The organism is uncultured Alistipes sp., from assembly GCF_910580175.1.
Taxonomy (GTDB): Bacteria; Bacteroidota; Bacteroidia; order Bacteroidales; family Rikenellaceae; genus Alistipes.
Genome location: NZ_CAJTXD010000003.1, coordinates 93,288 through 113,348 on the forward strand (window position 1 = coordinate 93,288; position 20,061 = coordinate 113,348).

Annotated in this window: 13 protein-coding genes; 2 read left to right on the forward strand and 11 right to left on the reverse strand. The window is 55.7% G+C overall.

Annotation, left to right across the window (positions count from 1 at the left end):
* Positions 1-97: 97 nt before the first annotated feature.
* The 3 genes from QZ298_RS04840 to hemW all read right to left on the reverse strand — a co-directional run bounded on the left by QZ298_RS04840 (position 98) and on the right by hemW (position 7,749).
* Complete coding sequence (locus tag QZ298_RS04840; RefSeq protein WP_296006014.1) at positions 98-2,035, reverse strand: glycogen debranching enzyme N-terminal domain-containing protein; 1,938 nt, start codon at positions 2,033-2,035, stop codon at positions 98-100.
* 167 nt (positions 2,036-2,202) lie between these two features.
* Positions 2,203-6,453, reverse strand: coding sequence for an alpha-glucan family phosphorylase (gene glgP, locus QZ298_RS04845; RefSeq protein ID WP_296006017.1), 4,251 nt, complete (start codon positions 6,451-6,453; stop codon positions 2,203-2,205).
* A gap of 183 nt (positions 6,454-6,636) precedes the next feature.
* The gene (gene hemW / locus QZ298_RS04850) at positions 6,637-7,749 is read right to left on the reverse strand and encodes a radical SAM family heme chaperone HemW (RefSeq protein ID WP_296006020.1); all 1,113 of its coding nucleotides are present in this window, start codon (positions 7,747-7,749) and stop codon (positions 6,637-6,639) included.
* Between the two features lie 595 nt (positions 7,750-8,344).
* Between hemW and pckA the strand changes: the two genes are divergently transcribed.
* Positions 8,345-9,952: a phosphoenolpyruvate carboxykinase (ATP) gene (gene pckA, locus QZ298_RS04855; protein WP_296006023.1), complete on the forward strand. Its 1,608-nt coding sequence runs from the start codon at positions 8,345-8,347 to the stop codon at positions 9,950-9,952.
* Between the two features lie 557 nt (positions 9,953-10,509).
* Here the strand turns inward: pckA and QZ298_RS04860 are convergent.
* The 4 genes from QZ298_RS04860 to pyrH all read right to left on the reverse strand — a co-directional run bounded on the left by QZ298_RS04860 (position 10,510) and on the right by pyrH (position 13,114).
* A complete protein-coding gene (locus QZ298_RS04860) occupies positions 10,510-11,118 on the reverse strand; it encodes a DUF3575 domain-containing protein (protein WP_296006026.1) in 609 nt (202 codons plus the stop codon).
* Between the two features lie 72 nt (positions 11,119-11,190).
* Positions 11,191-11,748 carry a ribosome recycling factor gene (gene frr / locus QZ298_RS04865; protein ID WP_296006029.1) on the reverse strand — a complete coding sequence of 186 codons (558 nt, stop codon included), beginning with the start codon at positions 11,746-11,748 and terminating at the stop codon, positions 11,191-11,193.
* A gap of 28 nt (positions 11,749-11,776) precedes the next feature.
* On the reverse strand, positions 11,777-12,367 hold the full coding sequence (locus QZ298_RS04870; protein WP_296006031.1) for a TlpA disulfide reductase family protein: 591 nt from the start codon (positions 12,365-12,367) through the stop codon (positions 11,777-11,779).
* A gap of 30 nt (positions 12,368-12,397) precedes the next feature.
* Positions 12,398-13,114 (reverse strand): UMP kinase, encoded by a 717-nt coding sequence (pyrH, locus tag QZ298_RS04875; RefSeq protein WP_296006033.1) that lies wholly within the window; start codon positions 13,112-13,114, stop codon positions 12,398-12,400.
* 297 nt (positions 13,115-13,411) lie between these two features.
* Between pyrH and QZ298_RS04880 the strand changes: the two genes are divergently transcribed.
* Positions 13,412-15,445: a glycoside hydrolase family 2 protein gene (locus tag QZ298_RS04880; protein ID WP_296006035.1), complete on the forward strand. Its 2,034-nt coding sequence runs from the start codon at positions 13,412-13,414 to the stop codon at positions 15,443-15,445.
* Here the strand turns inward: QZ298_RS04880 and QZ298_RS04885 are convergent.
* The 4 genes from QZ298_RS04885 to QZ298_RS04900 form a co-directional block, all read right to left on the reverse strand.
* Positions 15,366-15,977 (reverse strand): WbqC family protein, encoded by a 612-nt coding sequence (locus QZ298_RS04885; protein WP_296006037.1) that lies wholly within the window; start codon positions 15,975-15,977, stop codon positions 15,366-15,368. The genes QZ298_RS04880 and QZ298_RS04885 overlap by 80 nt on opposite strands.
* 20 nt (positions 15,978-15,997) lie before the next feature.
* Positions 15,998-17,581 (reverse strand): (E)-4-hydroxy-3-methylbut-2-enyl-diphosphate synthase, encoded by a 1,584-nt coding sequence (ispG, locus tag QZ298_RS04890; RefSeq protein WP_296006040.1) that lies wholly within the window; start codon positions 17,579-17,581, stop codon positions 15,998-16,000.
* Between the two features lie 164 nt (positions 17,582-17,745).
* A complete protein-coding gene (locus tag QZ298_RS04895) occupies positions 17,746-19,227 on the reverse strand; it encodes a hypothetical protein (RefSeq protein WP_296006042.1) in 1,482 nt (493 codons plus the stop codon).
* Between the two features lie 311 nt (positions 19,228-19,538).
* A complete protein-coding gene (locus QZ298_RS04900) occupies positions 19,539-19,976 on the reverse strand; it encodes a hypothetical protein (protein ID WP_296006045.1) in 438 nt (145 codons plus the stop codon).
* Between the last annotated feature and the right edge of the window lie 85 nt (positions 19,977-20,061).

A 20,061-nucleotide genomic window follows, 5' to 3' on the forward strand; every position in this document is an offset into this window, starting at 1 on the left:
CTGACGCACTCCCGACGTTCCGCGTCGTGCCGAGGCTTCGGGGAGCCAATCGCGCTCCGATGTCGCAACCGCCGCTGTATTGCCGACCGTCAAACCATTATCTTTCCTTTTTCCACTCCCGGATCATGCGATAGATGTTGAGCACCGCACCGACGCTCCACGCCTGCGAGATGGCCCCGCGATGGGTATAGGGAGGGTCGGCATCGTAGAGGTCATTGATCGAACCGATGCCGTAGACCTGGATATCCTCCTCGAACGAAGCGAGCATCTCCTCGGCCTGCGGCAGGAAAGCGTCGCCGTCGATGTCGAACGAAGCCTGCACGAAGAATTGCAGCAGCCATGGCCATACCGAGCCGTTTTTGGCCGCGAAATCGCGCTCGGCGGGTGTTCCGCCGCACGTGCCCTTATAGAGCGGATTGCGCGGGGTAAGCGAGCGCAAGCCCTTGGGAGTCAACAGGTGCTGGCGGACGATGCGCAGGATGTCGATCTGCGTCTCGATGCCGATCATCTTGTAAGGCAGACCGCATGCGACGATCATGTTGGGCCGGATCGTGTCGTCGGCACCTTCGGCCCCCACATAATCCGCCAAATACCCTTGCGGCAGAACGAACAACTCGTTGAACGAAGCGGCCGTGCGTGAGGGAATCTCCTCCCACGCCTTGACGAACTCCGTATCGCCGTTTTCGGACGCGAGCCGCAGCGCGTAGCATACAGCGTTGTACCAAAGGGCGTTGACTTCGACCTGGTAGCCGTTGCGCGGCGTGACGGCATGACCGTCGACCACCGAATCCATCCACGTAAGCGGAAGCTCCTCGGAAGAAGCCCATACCAAACCATTATCGTTCATGACGACCCGGTCTGCGATGCCGCGGCGGTAACTTTCGAGCAACTCTTTCATGACGCCGCCGTAACGGCTCCAGATGCTCTTGCCATCCATCTTCTTTTCGAGCTGCTGAAGCGTCCAGAAGAACCACAGCGGCGCGTCGGCAGCTTCGGCGGCCGATGCCGAACCGGAGAACATCCCCTCGCGCATGCCCCGCACCTGGGTGTCGAGCGCATCGATGCAATCCTCCTTGTGATCCTGGGCCAGCGTCAGCCCGGGCAGGGCGATGAACATCTGCCGGGCCGAAAAACCGTGCCACGGGTAACCTGCGACCACTTCGGTGCGATCGCCGGGACGCCGGACGACGAACTGACGGGCCGAGTGCTCCAGGCAACTGATGAAGTCGATCTTGTGGGTGCGCCGGGCGATCGAAGCCTCGAACATCTCCTCGATGGTCTTGGTCGATCCCATTTCATCGAGCGAAGCGGAGAAAATGATGCTCTCGCCCTTCTTCAATCCGGTCTCGAAATAACCGGTCGTAAGCAGGTCTTCGTGCCCCTCGTAACCGCGGGCGATATCCTGCAAATACTCGAAGTTGTAGTACCAGTCGGGAGCCGGAACGAATTCCGTGCCGGGCTTGCTGGTCTGGAGATAGAGCCACGGGAACGACTCGTAGAGCCGGCATTTGACACCGTTGACCGCAGGATAGGAATGCCCGTTGGCCTTCATGTTGGCTTTGGTCAAGGCATGCTTGTCGCGGAACGCCAGGAACGGCCGCAAACGCAAACGGGTTTCGGAATGGGCATCGACAAGCGTATAACGGATCATCAGCTGCGTACGCTTATGAATCCACAGCATCTCCTTGCGGAGGATCACGCCGCCGACGCGGTAGGTAATGGTCGGCGTGGGCGTATACTGGAAATCGGTAATGTACTTGTGTCCGCGCGGCTCGTAGACCCCTTGGAAACGGTGCAGCGCCAGGTTGAAACTCTGGTCGTGCTGCACGATCGTCTCGTCGAGCGACGACAAGAGCAGATAGGTGCGGTCGCTGTCGTCGACGGGCGCCACGATCAAGCCATGATACCGGCGCGTGTTGCAACAAACGATGGTGGTGCTCATGTAACCGCCGATGCGGTCGGTGGCGAGCATCTCCCGCTGAAGCGAGTACTCCAGATTGCCCAGCTCGCTTTTGTCGAAAGTTAAGGCTGACATGCTGATGATGACGTTGTTTGGTGTTATGAAGATAATAAATTTTTCAGCAACTTATTCTGCGCTGCTAAAAAATTTATCTTCCTTTCAACTTTTTATCCTGTTTTTGGGCATCTCTGAACAACGCCGACGGACGGAACGCACCCTCCGCCGGCGTCGTTTTCACAAGGTTAAGCCCATTTGACCAGGGCGAAGTCCATGCGGTGGGGCAGATGCTCGTTGCGCGGGAAAACTCGCAGCGCCACATCGAACGTACCGGTAGCGTCGGGCGTATAGTCCAACGTGTAGGTCACGATCTTGCCCTCGACCTTCGAACACTCCAGCCCTACGGTACGGGCCACGTTGACCCCTTCGCCGCCGACGATCTGCCGTGCGATGACCATCTCCACACCCAGATCCTCCGGACGCAGGTTGGCGATGTCGAGCTTGACTTCGAAATGGTATTTCTCGCCCACATAGACGGCTTCGCGTTCGATCTTCACACGCTGCACGTCGACCACGCGCACCTGATCCCAGGCTGCGGAAACCTTGCGCTTCCAAGCCGCGATCTCGCGCGCCAGCTTATAACCGCCTTCGACGATCTGCTGCTTGCGCGCTGCGAGCTTGTTGTAGAAACGCTCCTCGTAGTCGGTAAGCATGCGGTTGGTTGTGAAGTTGGAGGCGATGTCGGCCACGCAGCGCTTGACCGAAGCCACCCACGCGTGGGGGATGCCGTCCTGTTCGCGCTGGTAGTAGAGCGGGGCGATCTGCTCCTCGATGGTGTTGTAGATCATCTCGGCGTCGAGCTCGTCCTGGTAGTGCTGGTCGGCGAAAGTGCGTTCCATGGGGAGCATCCAGCCAGCGCCCTCCTTGTAGCCCTCGACCCACCAGCCGTCGAGCACGGAGAACTGCATGACGCCGTTCATCACGCACTTTTCGCCCGACGTACCCGACGCCTCCAGCGGACGCGTGGGAGTGTTGAGCCATACGTCGACGCCCTGCACCATGCGGCGCGCCAGCTCCATGTCGTAGTTCTGCAAGAAAAGAATCTTGCCCACGAACTGCGGCATGGCCGACACCTCGACGATGCGCTTGATGAGGTCCTGGCCCGGCTTGTCGTTGGGATGGGCCTTGCCGGCGAAGATGAACTGCACGGGACGCTCCTTGTTGTTGACGATGGCAGCCAGACGGTCGAGGTTCGTGAAGAGCAGATAGGCGCGCTTGTAAGTGGCGAAACGGCGCGCGAAGCCGATGGTCAGCACGTCGGGCTTGATGCCCTCGATGATCTGGATCATCTGGCGCGGCGAGTCGAGACGCACCTGATTGGGGTCGCTGAAACGACGGCGGATGTGCTTGATGAGGCGGTTCTTCAAATTCATGCGCTCATTCCACAACTCCTCGTCGGGAATATTGTGCACCTTCTGCCATGCAGGAATATCATAGACGTGGCCTTCGAAGCCATCGCCAAAGTAACGGGCATAGAGACGTCGCAGCGACGTGGCGATCCAGGTCGGGAAGTGCACGCCGTTGGTCACGTAGCCGATGTGCAGCTCGTTCTTGAAGTAGCCGGGCCACATGTTGCCCAAGATGTCTTTCGACACCTCGCCGTGGAGCCACGACACGCCGTTGACCTCCTGCGAGAGGTTGCAGGCCAGAACGGACATCGAGAACTTCTCGTTGGGATCGTTGGGGTTGGTCTTGCCGAGGTTGATATACTGCTCCCATGTGATGCCCAGCACATCGGGATAATGCGACATGTACTGACGGATCATCTGCTCGGGGAAAGCGTCGTGACCGGCCGGCACGGGAGTATGCGTCGTGAAAAGCGACGATGAACGGATTACCTCCAGTGCTTCGGAGAACGAGAGTTTCTTGTGGTTGACCAACTCGCGGATGCGCTCGATGCCGATGAAGGCGGCATGTCCCTCGTTGCAGTGGAACACCTGGTGCTTGATTCCCAGCTTGCGCAGGGCGCGGATACCGCCGATGCCCAGCAGAATCTCCTGCTTGAGGCGGTTCTCCCAGTCGCCGCCGTAGAGGTAGTGGGTAATCTGACGATCTTCTTCGAGGTTGTCCTCGAAATCGGTGTCCAGAAGGAACAGATCGGTACGGCCCACCTGGCACTTCCAGACACGGGCGTGCAGCGTGCGGCCGGGGAAAGCGATCGTAATGGTCAGCCAGTTGCCCTCTTCGTCGCGCACGGGCGAGATAGGCAGCTTGTAGAAGTTCTGCGCCTCGTAGGTGGCCTCCTGCGCACCCTGGGCCGAGAGACGCTGGGTAAAGTAACCGTAGCGGTACAACAGACCCACGGCGGCCATCGGCACGTTCTTGTCCGAAGCCTCCTTGAGGTAGTCGCCGGCCAGGATGCCCAGGCCGCCCGAATAGATCTTGAGCGACGAGTGCAGACCATATTCCATCGAGAAGTAGGAAACCGTCGTGGTCTTGGGATCGGGCTTCTCGTTCATATAATCATGGAACTGGGCATGCACGGCATCGAGCTGGGCGAGGAACTCCGAGTCCTGTTCCAGCTGCCGGAGCCGCTCCAAGCTCAACTTGTCGAGGAACGCAATGGGATTGCGCTCGCACTCCATCCACAGCACGGGGTCGATATTCTCGAACAGGTCGCGGGCGCCGGGATTCCAGCACCACCACAGGTTGCGCGACAACTCCTCCAACGCATGCAGGCGCGAAGGCAGGGTCTTGTCGACCATCATGCGGTTCCAGTTGGGTTTCTCGACGAAAAGCTGCTGACGCACGAAGTTGATCTGCTCGTTGCGCGAGCCGCCGTCGTCGAGCACGGCGCGGTTGGTGCGGGTGATGGAACTTTCGAGCGCTTCGGCGTAGGCGTTCTCGTAGGCGGCGTAGAGATGCTCCCAGAGGGCCGATTTGGAGATTTCGAGGGCCGACCGGCGCGTCTTGGCCACCTCCTTGTCGTCGAGCTTGCAGAAGCGGAGCAGTGCATCGGCGATGCCGGCCACAACCTCGCTGTCGTTGTAGTCGTCACGGCGGATTACCTCCACACCGTCATGCTCGGGCTGTTTGTCGACCCAGAGGCCGAAGCCGGCCAGCGTGGTGGTAATCGTCGGCACGGAGAAAGCCACCGACTCCAGCGGCGTATAGCCCCACGGCTCGTAGTACGACGGGAAGACCGTCACATCCATGCCGACGAGCAACTCGTAATAGTCCTTGCCGAAGATGCCGTCGTTGCAGTTGAGGTAGGTCGGCACGAAGATTACCTTGACCTTCGAATCGGCGGTTGCGAGCACCGAGCCGTTCAGGGCATTGACGATCGGATCGCCGGCCTGGTTTTCAAGGTAGTGCGTCGAGAACTTGTATTGTCCGCCGTCGATAGGCTGCGACGGATCGGCCAGATGGGCCTGCAAGTCGCGGCGCGGCCCCCGGTTGCCGGCCGGCACAGTGATGTAGACCAACACCTCGCGGTCGAGACCCTCCGATGCGGCCAACGTCTTGAGCGACTCCAGGAAGACGTCGAGACCCTTGTTGCGGAACTCGTAGCGGCCGCTGGTGCCGACGATCAGCGGATCGGTCGAGAATCGGGTGCCCAGACAAGCCTCGGCGACCTCGATCATGGTCTTGCGGGCCTCGGCACGCTTGACCTCGTACTCGTCGCCCGTCCAGACGAAATCGTTCTCGAAACCGTTGGGCGTGATGCAGTCGGGTTCGCGGCTGAGCAAGTATTTGCACTCGTTGGCCGTGATGTCGCTCACGGTAAGGAACGCATCGTGGTAGGTCGCAGCCATCTTCTCGATCGAATGTTTGGCCATCACGTTGAACTGGCGGGCCAACTCGTCGGCGTTGAACTTCGTCAGGTCGTTGTAGAGCGGCAGGCGGTTGCCGGCGATGCAGCGGCCCATGACGGTGGCGTGCGTGGTAAAGAGCGTGGCCACGTAGGGGGCGTTGCGGCGCAGGTAGAGACCGCCGGCAGCCGTCATCCACTCGTGGAAGTGGGCGGCGACTTTCTCCGTGGCATTGCAGAACGTATCGACATAGGACGCGATTACCCGGCCGGCAGCATAACCGAACAACACCGGCTCGATATAATCCCACTGACCCGAAATCGAATCGACATGGTAGTCCTCCCAAAGTTTCTTCAGAATATCGTCCTTGCTGGAGAAAAGCGAAGTAAAGTCGATCAGAATGGCGATCGGCTCGCCCTTGATCTTCCAGCGGCCCACGCGAATGCGGATGCCCTCGCTGTAAACGCTCTGGCGCCAGCTCCGGAGCAGATTCATGTCCTCCTCGAATTCAGGGTTCACACCCTCGTGCGAAAGATCGGGGCCGATAAGCAGATAACGATCGCCGAACTTGCGGAGAGCGGTCTGCGCCTTGGTCGAAACGACGGTATGGATGCCGCCGACCTTGTTGCACACCTCCCAACTCACTTCGAACAGATAGTCAGGGGTCAGTTTTGAATTGTTCATAATTATCCAGAATTATAATTTACACAATATAAGGCAAAAAACCAGTCGCAAAATTAGCACATATATTTATATAAAGCAAAGAATCCGGCTTCCGGCCATCCCCTCCGACACCCTTCCGGAGCCATTGCAGGCCCCTGCCGGGGTGTAGTTCTTTAAAAAATTTAATAATAACTTAACACTGCGTCATGCCTCGAAAAGCGCTCCGATCACTGCATCGGAGAGCAGAAACCGCTCGGGCGGAACAGCGATCCGGGCGTCGGCGGCGATCAACGCCCCCGTTCGCACCATCCGGCCGGCCTCCTCCTCCAGTCTTTCGAGGCGCCGCACGCCGAAAAGTCTCCCGGCCTCGCCCAGGTCGATCCCCTCCGCCGTACGCAGACGCGTCATCACATACTCGTTGAAACGATCGCGGTCGGTAAGCGTCTCGCACCCGGGGGCTTCGCCGGCCAGATAACGGTCGACCGACGCCGCATTCCAATGCCGTTCGCGACCATTGTAGGAATGGGCGGCAGGGCCTATGCCAAGGTATTTCACGCCCTGCCAATAAGCGGCGTTGTGACGCGCCCGGCGCCCGGGCAGCGCATAGTTCGAGACCTCGTAATGTTCGTAACCGGCCGCCGTGAGCGTGCGGTGCACGATCATGAACTCCTCCTCGCTGATCCGCTCGTCGACGGGCGCGAACTTACCCTGGGCCGCCCGACGGCCGAACGCCGTATTGGGTTCGATGGTCAAATGATATGCCGAAACATGCTCTGCCTCCAGCTCCAACACTGCGTCCAGCGACCGCCTCAACGCATCGCCCCCGAAACCGGGAACGCCGAACATCACATCGACGGCGATGTTGTCGAATCCTGCCCTCCTGGCCGCCCGCACCGCCTCGACGGCCTGCGCGGCCGTATGGCGGCGGTTCATCAACCGCAGACATGCGTCGTCGAACGACTGCACGCCGATCGAAAGCCGATCGACACCCCAACGGCGCAGGGCGTCGAGATATTGTTGATCCAGGTCGTCGGGATTGGCTTCGAGGGTCGTCTCCTCGACGGCCGTACAGTCGAAAAGGCCGGCGGCATACTCCAGCAGCTCCCCGATCTGCTGCGGCGTACAGAGCGATGGCGTACCGCCGCCGAAATAACGGGTGCAGACAGGTTCGCCGCCCAGGTAGCCGCACTGCCGTTCGAGTTCGTCGTGCATGGCCGCCAATACGTCGTCCATGCGCCGCAAATCGGCGCTCTTATAGAAATCGCAATAGGCGCAGATCCGCTTGCAAAACGGGATATGAAAATAAAGTCCGGCCATATCTATCAAATATAACCATTTTTTTCAGAATCCGGCACACATGCACCCGCTTTTTTCTTTCAGCAACAAGATTCCGATCCATTCCCCCTATTCCACCCCATCCATCCCGATTTGCCCCGCCTGCAACACCCCCTCCGCCCTGCCTGCCGCACACCCTTGCTCTCCGCCCCGTTCGCCACCCCTGCAACACGCACCCGCTTCAGCCCGCCCTCCGCTCCTGCCGCACGTCTCCGTTCTCCGCCTCGTTCTCGGTCCCGATCCGCCCTCGAAATCCCGCTGCCGCAAAGGGAAAAACCGCTCTTCCGTACAACGGCATGACAATTGGAACGAACTATGAATGAAGCGTATAAGCGTCTACGAAAAAATAATAAAATTTTTTCTTAATTTTGTTGTTATTTTTTTCACAAGTATGAAACTTTTTCTACCTTTGCACCGACATAGAATATGTCCGCCCATGCAGAAATCTTGATTTTCAAGGCTGCGGAAACAGAACCGGAAACAACGCAGGCAACGCCGCGCGATCCGCAAGACAATAGCACCGGGAAAGCGGGCGGGTAATATAGGGAATGAGGTTTAATTCAAAAATAAGTTAGTTATGGACAAATTGGATTTGAAGAAGTACGGGATCTCGGACGTGAAAGAGATCGTCTACAATCCCTCTTACGACGAACTCTTCCGCGAAGAGACCAAGAAGGGCCTGAAAGGTTTCGAGAAGGGTCAGCTGACCGACATGGGCGCCGTGAACGTGATGACGGGCGTCTACACCGGCCGTTCGCCCAAGGACAAGTTCTTCGTCATGGACGAGACCACCAAAGACACGATCTGGTGGACTTCCGACGAGTACAAGAACGACAACAAGCCTGTGACCGAAGAAGCGTGGAAAGAGCTGAAGACGATCGCCGGCAAGGAGTTGTCGGGCAAGAAGCTCTACGTGGTCGACACGTTCTGCGGCGCCAACGAAAATACGCGTCTGAAGATCCGCTTCATCATGGAGGTGGCCTGGCAGGCGCACTTCGTCAAGAACATGTTCATCCGACCGACCGACGCCGAACTGGAGGAATACGGCGAACCTGACTTCGTGGTGCTCAACGCCTCGAAAGCCAAGGTAAAGAACTACAAGAAACTGGGTCTCAACTCCGAGACGGCCGTGGTCTTCAACCTGACGGAGAAGATGCAGGTCATCATCAACACCTGGTACGGCGGCGAAATGAAGAAGGGCATGTTCTCCTACATGAACTACTTGCTGCCTCTCAAGGGCATCGCCTCGATGCACTGCTCGGCCAACACCAACGAAAAGGGCGAGACGGCCGTATTCTTCGGTCTCTCGGGTACGGGCAAGACCACCCTTTCGACCGACCCGAAGCGTCAGCTTATCGGCGACGACGAGCACGGCTGGGACGACGACGGCGTATTCAACTTCGAGGGCGGCTGCTACGCCAAGGTCATCAACCTCTCGAAGGAGAACGAACCCGACATCTGGAACGCCATCCGCCGCAACGCCCTGCTGGAGAACGTGACGGTAAACAAGAAAGGCGAGATCGACTTCGCCGACAAATCCGTGACGGAGAACACGCGCGTGTCCTACCCGATTTTCCACATCAAGAACATCGTGAAACCCGTATCGAAGGCTCCCGCCGCCAAGAAGGTCATCTTCCTCTCGGCCGACGCTTTCGGCGTACTGCCTCCCGTGTCGATTCTGACCCCCGAACAGACGAAATACTACTTCCTCTCGGGCTTCACGGCCAAGCTGGCCGGCACCGAGCGCGGCATCACGGAGCCTACGCCGACTTTCTCGGCCTGCTTCGGCGCAGCGTTCCTCTCGCTCCACCCCACCAAGTACGGCGAAGAGCTGGTTAAGCGCATGCAGCAGTCGGGTGCCACGGCCTACCTCGTGAACACGGGCTGGAACGGCACGGGCAAGCGCATCTCGATCAAGGATACGCGCGGCATCATCGACGCCATACTCGACGGTTCGATCGACAAGGCGCCGACGAAGATGATCCCGACTTTCGATTTCAAGGTACCGACCGAGCTGCCGGGCGTAGACCCCAAGATTCTCGACCCGCGCGACACCTACGCCGATGCCAAGGAGTGGGAGACCAAGGCCGAAGACCTGGCCAACCGCTTTGTGAAAAACTTCGTGAAGTTCACGGGCAACGACGAGGGCAAGAGCCTGGTGGCTGCCGGCCCGAAAGTTAAATAGCCTCTACCCCTGCGGTAGCAACCGCATGCGACCAAGCAAAGGGTGCCCGAATGTTCGGGCACCCTTTTATATTGCACCCAAAAACGCAGAAAATAAAAACAGCTCTTCCGGTAGATGCTTGGACGCAGCGCACGGAGAGACCGTTTGCCCGGTTGGTTTCGCGCAGCGGGTTCACCTCGCCCGAACCGAATGCCAAGTGGCTCGCGTTGATGTTGCCCGCAGCATAAGACGAAGACGACCAGTAAGCACCCCACGTGCCGACGTTCGTCAAGTCTCCCGACGCGTTGTTGCGGTTGCCCGTGGCAGGAGCGAAAAGCAATCGCTGGAATGAATGGCCCGAAGAAGCCGACAGAGGCAGCCCCGGAACAGACTGGGATGGATAACTGGCAAAACCGTCGAACCCGGCTGAAACAAGCCTTTCGATGCCTTATATTGCCAGTGGATTGCTGAATCTACGTACCGCGCTGCCGGGAGCCTTGACCCCCGGCACTCCGGGTAGAAAGAGCTGTTTTTATAAACCCTCAAAAGAGAGACGGCGACATCCGCAAGTCCGGCTCTTATTTCTTCGGCTTGAAAATGCGATAGCCGATCGACACGCCGATTTTATTGGGATACCACTCCGACGAACCGTTGAACGGATCGGGATGCTTGGGTTGCACGGGACGATGGGGATACATGTCGATTTCGCCGTCCAGCGTGTAGCCGTTGTAGTGGCTGTCCATCCAGGCCCAGCCGAAGAACGCGTCGATCAGCCAACGTTCGCGAAACTGGTATTCATAGCCCACGCACAAGCCGACCATCATGCCGTAACCCTTGCTGTATCGGTCTTCCAGCTTGATTCGTCCTCCCTCCAGATAGGGTTTCGACATGTCGAAAGCCATCATTCCGAGGTTGGCGCCCAAATACAGCCCGCGGTTGTGCTGCTTGAAATAGCGCCGGTATTCTCCCATGAAGATGGCGAAAGTCATGTGCTTGCCTCGGATCGACTTCCAAGGCGATACGACAATATCGGTCTGCAATGTCGACTTGGGCGATATGGCGAACTCCACAGCCGGATTGACCACGCCGGCTAAGGCATATAATCCGTTAATCTTGACATAACCTTGGGCACCTGCATCGGCAAAGGCGGACAAAAACAGGAGCAGCAGTGCGGCGTATTTTTTCATGGCAGAGGCAGCAGTATGAAAATGAGCGGAATCTTTACATTCCGCCCGTCCCCGAAAGAAAGCCGGTAAATCTTATACCGTCATAATTTCTTTTTCCTTCTTGTTGAGCAGTTCGTCGAGCACTTTGGTAAACTTCTCCAGAAGTTTCTGCGACTGGGTTTCTCCGTCCTTGGACTCGTCCTCGGGCATACCCTCCTTCAGCGCTTTCTTGAACGCCTCGACCGCATCGCGGCGGGCATTGCGCAGACTGATGCGGGCCGTCTCGGCCTCGGAGCGCACCTGCTTGACCAGCTCCTTGCGGCGATCCTCGGTCAGCGGGGGAATCGACAGCCGGATCTGCTCGCCGTTATTCGAAGGAGTAAGACCGATATTCGAATCGACGATCGCCTTCTCGATGGTACGGATCATGTTCTTGTCCCACGGCTGGATCAGGATGGTCTTGGCATCGGGCACCGTGACGCTTGCCGCACCCGAAACCGGCACCTGCGAACCGAAATAGTCGACCATCACGCCGTTGAGCACGTTGGGCGTGGCTTTGCCGGCCCGAACGTTCAGCAGTTCCTCTTCGAGGTGGTCGATGGCTTTCTGCATGCGGGCCGAAGCATCGTTGAGAATGGTTTTGGTATCCATAGTTGTGTGATTGAATTGCAAACGAATCCTATTCCGCAGAAGTGTTTCCTGCTTCGAGCGCCGTCTCGACGGCCTGCAACAATGCGTCGAACTCCTCCGACTCGTAACCCACCGTCGCCAAGATTACCTTGCCGTCGCGGCCGATCAAGAAATTGCGCGGGATGAAATTCGAAGCGTACCGGTCGTAGGCTTTCCGCTGCGGATCGAGGCCCATGGGGAAAGCATACCCCGCCTTTTCGCGGAACGCGGCCACCTCCTCGCGGCTCTCGCCGCGCGAGACGGGCAGAAAGACGAAATCGCGCCCGGCGAAACGGTCGATCAAATCGGTCTGGACGCGGGCCAGTTCCTGCCGGCACGGCGGACACCACGTCGCCCAGAAATTGAGCAACACTACCTTACCCCGCAAGTCGGAGAGGGTCGTATGCCCTCCGTCGAACATCGCCACGGTAAAATCGGGCGCCGAATCGCCGGCCTTAACCAACGTGGCTGCCTCCGCCTCGTCCGCTGCACCCTTTTTTGCGCGCCCGTCGCAACCGGGCAACAACAGAAGTGCGACGAAGATCGCTGCGATCAATGCCAACAAAACCGCAAGCTGCTTATTGCTTTTTTTGGTAGCCATAAAATTGAAAAAACACAAATGATCCATTACCTATTCGTTCTGCATCTTTACCAGCGTGCCGATCGCCTCTCCGGCCAGCACCCGGCCCAGGTTGCCGGGGGTGTCCATGTCGAAAACGACGATCTCCAGACCGTTTTCGCGGCAGAGCGTGAAAGCCGTCAGATCCATGACCTTGAGCCGCCGGTCGAGCACCTCCTCGAACGTGATTTCGGGGAACTTCACTGCCGCGGGATCTTTCTCCGGATCGGCCGTATAAACACCGTCGACCCGCGTGCCCTTGAGCAGCACGTCGGCCTCGATTTCGATGCCGCGCAAGGCCGATGCCGAATCGGTCGTGAAATAGGGATTCGACGTCCCGCCGCCGATGATGACGACATAACCGGCCTCCAGATACTCGATGGCCCGCGCCTTGGAGAAATACTCGCCTATAGGCTCCATGCGGATCGAGGTAAGCACCTTGGCCCGCACGCCGTTATCCTCCAGGGCCGACTGCAAAGCCAGCGAATTGATGATCGTCGCCAGCATGCCCATCTGGTCGCCCTTCACGCGGTCGAAACCTCGCTTGGCACCGGTCATGCCACGGAAAATATTCCCCCCGCCGATGACGATGCCGATCTGCACGCCGGTGGCTGCGGCTGCCTTGATCTGCTCGGCATAAGACTGCAACACCTCGGGCGAAAGGCCGTAATTCTGTCCGCCCTGCAACGATTCGCCGCTCAACTTCAGAAGGATCCGATTGTATTTCATCTGTTGTAACCGTTTATTATGCGAAGATAGGTATTTTTTCTGAAAAACAGAAAGGCGCCAGGATTCCTTGAAGCGATCTTTGCAAAAAAGAGGTTGCCAACCCCAAAATACGACCTCCGTTTGGTTTTGCGCTTACCTTGCGCTATCTTTGCAGAAGAGAGGCTTCGCCTCAACAATGTTCAAATAAATTTGCATTGTGTTCGGCTTGCGCTATCTTTGCAGAAAACCGACCGTATCCGTACGCAACTCGGAAACATCCGATACCGGATTCGGCCCGCATTGCTAAACTATTCCGCTATGAAACGATATCTTGTCCTTTGCCTGCTGCTTGCCCTCTGGATGCCGTCCCGGGCGCGCCAAGTCTTTCCGCTGAACGAGGGCTGGCGATTCTTCTTCAAATCGGAGACCAGCAGCGACAATGCCCGCTATGTTACCCTGCCCCACTCCTGGAACACCGACCCGGCACGCGAGGGCGTGCTGCTCGAAACCACGGGCAACTACCGCAACAACATGTATGTGCCCGCCGAATGGGCGAACAAACGCATCTTCGTCCGTTTCTATGGTGCCCAGAGCGTCGCTGACCTCTTCGTCAACGGATGCCATGCCGGCAGCCACCGCGGCGGGGCCACGGCTTTCACGTTCGAAATCACGAACAAACTCCGCTTCGGCACCGACAACGCCCTGCTTATGGTTGTGAGCAACGCCTCGCGCAACGACGTGCTGCCCACCTCGACCGACATGAATCTCTACGGCGGCCTTTACCGCGAAGCCGAACTCATCGTTACCGCACAAACCGCCGTTTCGCCGCTCTACTTGGGCACAGACGGCGTGCTGGTGCATCAGCGCACTGCCAACGAAGAAAAGGCCGAAGGGGAAATCGAAGTCCATCTGACCTCGAAAAGCAGCAGCAATACGGCACCGCTGACCATAGACATCACGGCGCCCGACGGCCGCAAGGTAATGTCCAAGCGCATCCACGCCAAACTCGACGGCAAGCCGCTGCGGATCGCCTACTCGATCGCCTCGCCCATGCTGTGGAGTCCCCGCCATCCGGCGCTCTACACCATCACGGCAACCGTTTCGGACAACGGAAAGAGCGACCGGGTAACCGTCCGCACAGGGTTCCGCACCATCCAAGCCGCACAGACCGACGGACTGCTGCTCAATGGCACCGCCACCAAACTGCGCGGCGTAGTGCTCTACCACGACAACGCCATCTCGGGCGGCACGCTCCGGCCTTCCGACCACGACAACGACCTGCAAGAAATCCGGGATCTGGGGGCCAACGCACTGCGCTCGGCCGTGATGCCCCATCCGCAATACCTCTATGACCGCTGCGACGAACAAGGCATGCTGGCATGGATCGACGTGCCGCTGCACCGGGCGCCTTTCTTGAGCGATGCGGCCTACTTCGCCACACCGCAATTCGAACAGAACGGTATGGAGCAGCTGCGGGAAATCGTGGCCCAACACCTCAACCACCCCTCGGTAATCATGTGGGGCATCTTTTCGCGGCTCTGGACGCGGGGCGACGACGCCACGCCCTACATCCGCCGCCTGCACGAAGCGGCCCGCACGCTCGACTCCTCGCGTCCGACGGTAGCTGTGAGCGACCAGAACGGCAACATCAACTTCGTGACCGATCTGATCGTCTGGCGGCAGGACGTAGGCTGGAGCAGAGGCAAGACCGACGATCTGGCCCTATGGTACGAGCGGCTTCAGGAGAAGTGGTCGCACCTGCATTCGGCCATCGAATACGGCGGTGCGGGATTCGTCGGCCACGAAAGCTACACGGCGCAGCCCGACCCGAGCCACAACCGCATGCCCGAAGAACGTCAGACGCTCTTCCACGAAGAATACGCCCGCAGCCTGCAAAACGACTCGCTTTTCTGGGGAATCTGGATCGAGAACATGTTCGACTACGGCTCGGCGCGCCGCCCCTACGGCGTCAACGGCATGGGCCTGGCGACCCTCGACCGCCGCACCCGCAAGGATGCCTACCACCTCTACAAGGCGCTGTGGAACAAGACGACGCCCACGCTGCACATTACCGGCAAACGCCAATATCGCCGCAACATGCCGCAACAGTCGTTCCACCTCTACTCATCCGCAGGAACGCCCCTGCTGCTGGTCAACGGCGACACGGTGGCGCTCAACGAATACGCACCCTGCCAATATCGTTCGGACACCGTGGAGCTGCAAGGCCGCGTCCATGTGAAAGCGACCGCAGGCAAACTGCACGACAGCATGACTATTCAAGTCGGCAACGTTTCAAAAACAAAAGGCTTCCCGGCCCCTCCGCGAACAACAAGTCAACAAAAGACAAATTAGGCTGGAAAGACTGCCGGTCTGCGAAGACCTGGACATAAGGCTCGGCGACGACCGCCGGGCCTTTCGCATGTTTGGGCCGCAGATCGGCATCGCCCGGGCCGGCCTCGACATACTGCTGGCTGACCTCGGGCATCGGCACGCGCACCAACGTACAAAGCGTTTCGAGCAAACGCAAGTTGAAATCGACAAGAAACCTGAACCGCTCCTGGTAGAACGGCGCCAACGCATCGGCAAAATAATCGAAATAGGGCGACGCCTTGTAAGAGGCGACCAAGGCCCCCCAATGCTGGTGCTGCCAGCGCTTCGAATAGTCGAGCCGCACGTCACGCATCGGCTGGCGGGGCCGGTCGGCATGGGCGACATGGGCCGTGAGATCCATCACACCGTCAGCCGCCAGAATACGTGCGCGGTTGCGCTCCGAACGTTTGACGAAATGTTCGCCCAAATCGACCACGCACGACCTGTGGACAAGGCATGCGAAATAATCGACGGAGGGCAGATAACTGCACGGAAGAAGAATCTTGGCATCCATAATACGAAACGATCGCCGCGCTATCCGAGCGCAAATTTCGACTGCGGCGCGCGGCCGTCCGCATCCACCCATTTTCCGTCGGCCTTGATGACCTCGATCAATCGATCCAACGCCTCGTCCTGGGGGATGTTGCACGCCACGACCTCGCGGCCCCGATAAAGGGTAATGCGCCCCGGCCCGGCACCTACATAGCCGTAATCGGCATCGGCCATTTCGCCGGGGCCGTTGACGATGCACCCCATGACACCGATCTTCAGGTTCTTGAGATGCGACGTGCGGGCCTTGATGACGCCCAACGTGCGTTCGATGTCGTAGAGCGTCCGGCCGCACGAGGGGCAAGCGATATACTCGGTATGCGAAAACCGCACGCGCGCAGCCTGCAAAATCATCAACTCCACCTCGCGGACAACTGCCGGATCATGCCCCGGCGCATCGATCCAGATGCCGTCGGCCAGCCCGTCGAGCAGCAACAGGCCCAAATCGGCCGCAGCCTTTACCGCCACGGTCTCCAACGCCGGGTCATCATAGCGCCGCTTGACCACGACCGGCTCGTCAGGCTGCTCCAGATCGAGGATCGCAGCACGCAACTCGGCCGTGGGATTGCCCGAGAGAGCTTCGATCACGCGAAAACCCTCCATCGGCTCGTCGTGCACGATCGGCACGGCCACCCGGCTGCGCCGCCGGAATTCCGTGGGCGCGTAACGCTCGGGATGACGCACCTCGAACTCTCCGGGCCGCGCGGCGAAATGATCCGCCAACAACTGCGCCACGGGGATTTCGTTCTCAGGAGCCTCGGTCAACGAGACGCGGATCGTATCGCCGATGCCGTCGGCCAGCAAAGCTCCGATCCCGACGGCGCTTTTGATACGCCCCTCCAACCCGTTGCCGGCCTCGGTTACCCCGACATGGATCGGATAACGCATCCCCTCGGCCTCCATGGCCTCGACTAACAACCGATAGGCGGTTACCATCACGCGGGTATTGCTCGACTTCATCGACACGACGACCTGGTCGAACTCCATGCGCTGGCAAACGCGCAAAAACTCCATGGCCGACACGACCATGCCCTGCGGCGTATCGCCCCAACGGTCGAAAACGCGCTTGGCCAACGACCCGTGGTTGACGCCGATCCGCAAGGCGACGCCCCGGCGGCGGCACTGCTCGATGAGCGTCTCCAACTCGCCGTGATCGGTACGATAATTCCCAGGGTTGATCCTGACCTTGTCGACATACTGCGCCGCCACGGCCGCCGCTTCGGGCAGAAAATGGATATCGGCGACCAACACGGCTTCGATCCCCTCCTCGCGCACGCAGCGGGCTATATTTTGCAGATTTTCGGCCTCCCGACGCCCCTGCGCCGTCAACCGTACGATATGGCCGCCCGCCGCCACGATGCGGCGGATCTGGGCCACGCAAGCCTCGGTATCGTTGGTGTCGGCATTGGTCATCGACTGCACCGCCACAGGATTCCCTCCGCCGATCCGCACCCCGCACCCCGCAACACCGGCAACATCGGTTCGGGCCTCCGGCCGCCCCGCCGCGAGATTCGAACCTCCGATCCGAACTTCGCATGTCGCACGCCGGGAAAATTTCGTCAGATTCATATCATTCGATCTTTACTTTGCAAAAGTAACCGAAACTCCGCCCAATCCCAAATTTATTTCCCCCACCACTCCTTGCCAATCACATATAAACACAGCAAACAGTAATTACTATTTGCTGTGTTTATCAAGCAAGATTCTAAAATCAGTTAAGAACGAAATAACATTTACTTTTGTAATTCCGGTATACCGATTCGTATCAAATGATTAACTACAGGATCTATTATCGTGTACAATTTTGCACCGCCTTCTGTTTCTGGCAATTCCTTGATCAGATTATAATTTAATGCTATTTGAATGTATGAAATAGCCGTAGGCGTACTGACTTTATAAGCACTGACATAATCATTCGTTTTAATTTGCGGTTTTCCAATCTTTAACAAACGATTAATATTAGTAATAATATTTACCTTACCAGAAGTGCGTGTAGGATAGATTGCATACCAATCAAAGGATGAACAATAAATATTTTCCCCTTTTTGGATCGCTTCTATTTCGAAAGAATCTGAACTTTGATTGATTTCAGATTGACAATCATAAATATACGAAAGCAAGCGGAAAATATATCTTGGAGAGTGATTGGATAAATTAATTACCTCCTCTATAATTTCCTTGTCTTTAATTAAGGAATCTAATGTCACTTGTCCCTTGCTAAAATACTTTATTCTTTTTTCTATTATCGCCCTAATATCTTCATTCGACCAAGTAATATCATTCGGTTTTATCTTGTCGAAACGCACTCCTCTATCTGTCAACTCAGGTTTAATTGCATCCCAAATACTGAACACTATAGAGTATGAACTATTCATCAAGACTGTAGTATCCTTTAAAATATCTTCCAAAAATCCTGCAACTAAACTGATATTGTTATTCAGTCTTGTATATTCATCTATCTTATCAAAAAAGATAACAACATTAGCAAATCCGCTCGATTTTATTATTTCCACAAAATCCGACAAGATCAATTTATAGGATTTATAATTTAAACTCCCATCATACCGCCCCATAGATTCTATTGCAAACTCGGGCAAATAATTTTTATAAAATCGCTCTTTATCAATATCCGGCAAACCAAGCGATTTTTTGACAGCATCGGCTGCTATTTCCATACAACCAGATATTATAAAATTAATAGGTTTATTAAAAAATCTATTATAAATCTGCTTAAGAAAATTTTTTCGACGATATATGTTTGTTTTATCCTTTAACTCATTGTATTCCATCGAACTAAGTGTAATGAAGAACTCTTCGATGATAAAAGATAATTTTTCTTTTTGTATTTTATTTAACTTATGAAGTTGTTTGGGATTTCGACTAAGTTCTATGCAATAATATTTTATTAAACACTCTACAATAAGCCTAACTATTTCAGCCCCATTATTACTTATAGGTATATTATCAAAAGTATCAATAATTATTGAAAAAATACCTTCTGATTCTAACGTCGATTTTAATTGCGACAAAAGAGCTGTTTTACCAATACCCCTTGCGCCTAAAATAAAACGACTATGCCCATTAGCAATATCGGATTTTAATGAGCTGAAATATTTAGGATTAATATAGATATTACCAAGAAAATCTGATTCCTCCTCTGCGGAATAGGTGGAAAATGGATTCCGATTAAATCCTAAATGCTGGTAAAGTTCCATATTTAAGTTAGTAGTTTAATTTTGTCAAAAATAATGATTTTCAATCAAATCCCCAAAAAGCCCCTCTAAAAAACACCTACCCTCTTTATAGAAAATATTATTTTACCATTACCAAAGGTATTAAAGTATATAGACCAGCAAAAAAACTCTTGATTTACTGCAAACAGTAAATCAAGAGTTCGATGTCTGAAAAAAGATTTGTATGTCAATTCGTTATATTTTACCGAATTCCCGATAAACGAATTTTCATCGATTCAGTATTCCATAGTTGTTTACTTGATATTGAAAAACACAAGCCACTTTTTATACCTTTAAATATTCATCCGAATCAACAATTCTTCTGTTGTCAAGGCCATTCCACCAAGTTCGACCACTCTATTTTTGAATTTTTTATCATTGGTTATCAATGTTAAACTATTTTTAATGGCAGTTTCGCCAATCAGAGCATCATGAGCATTGTTCGAATTGCCAGCTTCCAGCTTTTGTATCAAACCGCTGCCATCATTGATCTTTGCACTACCGATTCTTGAGATACCGACACAAAAAGATTCTGTCGGAACTTTATGAGGCCTCAACTCTGTCATCGAATTGAACAACCGCGCCCGTTTTTCTGCGTCTGGGCACTCATTTATTTCGTCCACCTGCAAATGAGTAATATAAACTTCTAACCCATTTTGAATAAGCATGTTTATATCTATCTTTCCGGTAACAATATCATCAAAAACGTTCGAGTCGAAAACTACTTTCATAAGACAACCATTATTTTCCCACATACTCCACTTGGAGTTGACACTACAAAAATACACATAGGAAGGTAGAATTCAAAAGGATAAC

Coding starts and splice junctions, on each gene's coding strand:
- QZ298_RS04885 (WP_296006037.1), bottom strand. CDS start 15,977: ATGGATGCCAAGATTCTTCTTCCGTGCAGTTATCTGCCCTCCGTCGAT.
- QZ298_RS04900 (WP_296006045.1), bottom strand. CDS start 19,976: ATGAAAGTAGTTTTCGACTCGAACGTTTTTGATGATATTGTTACCGGA.
- QZ298_RS04895 (WP_296006042.1), bottom strand. CDS start 19,227: ATGGAACTTTACCAGCATTTAGGATTTAATCGGAATCCATTTTCCACC.
- ispG (WP_296006040.1), bottom strand. CDS start 17,581: ATGAATCTGACGAAATTTTCCCGGCGTGCGACATGCGAAGTTCGGATC.
- pckA (WP_296006023.1), top strand. CDS start 8,345: ATGGACAAATTGGATTTGAAGAAGTACGGGATCTCGGACGTGAAAGAG.
- QZ298_RS04860 (WP_296006026.1), bottom strand. CDS start 11,118: ATGAAAAAATACGCCGCACTGCTGCTCCTGTTTTTGTCCGCCTTTGCC.
- frr (WP_296006029.1), bottom strand. CDS start 11,748: ATGGATACCAAAACCATTCTCAACGATGCTTCGGCCCGCATGCAGAAA.
- QZ298_RS04840 (WP_296006014.1), bottom strand. CDS start 2,035: ATGTCAGCCTTAACTTTCGACAAAAGCGAGCTGGGCAATCTGGAGTAC.
- QZ298_RS04880 (WP_296006035.1), top strand. CDS start 13,412: ATGAAACGATATCTTGTCCTTTGCCTGCTGCTTGCCCTCTGGATGCCG.
- QZ298_RS04870 (WP_296006031.1), bottom strand. CDS start 12,367: ATGGCTACCAAAAAAAGCAATAAGCAGCTTGCGGTTTTGTTGGCATTG.
- glgP (WP_296006017.1), bottom strand. CDS start 6,453: ATGAACAATTCAAAACTGACCCCTGACTATCTGTTCGAAGTGAGTTGG.
- pyrH (WP_296006033.1), bottom strand. CDS start 13,114: ATGAAATACAATCGGATCCTTCTGAAGTTGAGCGGCGAATCGTTGCAG.
- hemW (WP_296006020.1), bottom strand. CDS start 7,749: ATGGCCGGACTTTATTTTCATATCCCGTTTTGCAAGCGGATCTGCGCC.